Annotated in this window: 1 pseudogene; it reads left to right on the top strand. The window is 63.5% G+C overall.

What is annotated here, in order from left to right:
* Nucleotides 1-660 (top strand): annotated as a pseudogene (locus AACY08_RS27470) (Tn3 family transposase); the annotation flags it as partial.
* Nucleotides 661-1,019: the final 359 nt, after the last annotated feature.

The following is a 1,019-nucleotide window of genomic DNA, read 5'->3' as shown; positions in this document are numbered from 1 at the left end:
GAACTGCCCCAGGTCCGGCTCGACGAAAACCGTATGAAGATCTCGCCGCTGAAGGCGATTACGCCGCCCGTAGCCCAAGCCGCGCGCCGCACTGCCTAAGACCGACTCCCCCGCGTGAAGATCACGGATATCCTGCTCGATGTGGATGCATGGACCGGCTTCGGCGACTGCTTCACCCATCGGCGCTCGGGCCGTCCGGCCGACGACCGCAATGCGTTGCTGACTGTCATACTCGCCGACGGCATCAATCTTGGGCTGACGCGCATGGCGGACAGTTGCCGAGGCGCCAGCTTACGCCAGCTCGCCCATCTGCATGACTGGCACATCAGCGAAGCCGCCTATGGCGAGGCGCTGGGGCGACTCATCGAGGCGCATCGCGCAACACCGCTCGCCGGATTATGGGGCAGCGGCATCAGCTCATCGAGCGACGGGCAGCAATTCCACGCAGGTGGGCGTGGTGCCGCGATCAGCGACATCAACGCCCGCAACGGCAACGAACCCGGTGTGTCGTTCTACACGCATATCTCGGATCAGTATGACCCGTTCGGCTCGCGGGTGATTGCCGCGACCGCAGGCGAGGCCCCCTATGTCCTCGATGGCCTGCTGTACCACCAGACAGGGCTGTCGATCGAAGAGCATTATACCGACACAGGCGGCGCGGTGATTATCTGGACAATCAATCCCACCCGGCCATTTATAAGATACTATTCAGGCGCTCGATGGCATGCGAGGTTTCCTCGCATGCCATCGAGCGCAACCGCCGCAGGCGGAAGACGACCCGCCTCAAAATCAGCATCCCGAGGAGCTACGGGTGAGATCGACGAGCAGCGTATCGATCCGGCGGACGACACACTCGTGCCGCTCGACCTCGCGTCCCCAGCCGCGCTCGCGGGCATCTTCGATTAGGCGAAGCTCGACTGCGCGACGCTCGCGCAGTCGAGGCGTATAGGCCGGCGTAGTGACGAACCGCGAGCAGGTGAGATATAGGTCGCACTCGCAAGGGCCTTCCTCGGGCAGAC

The organism is Pseudomonas sp. EL_65y_Pfl1_R83 (genome assembly GCF_963970695.1).
Lineage (GTDB): Bacteria > Pseudomonadota > Gammaproteobacteria > Pseudomonadales > Pseudomonadaceae > Aquipseudomonas > Aquipseudomonas tritici.
Note: the sequence above shows the minus strand (reverse complement) of the source record. Positions and strands in the feature narration are given on the sequence as shown.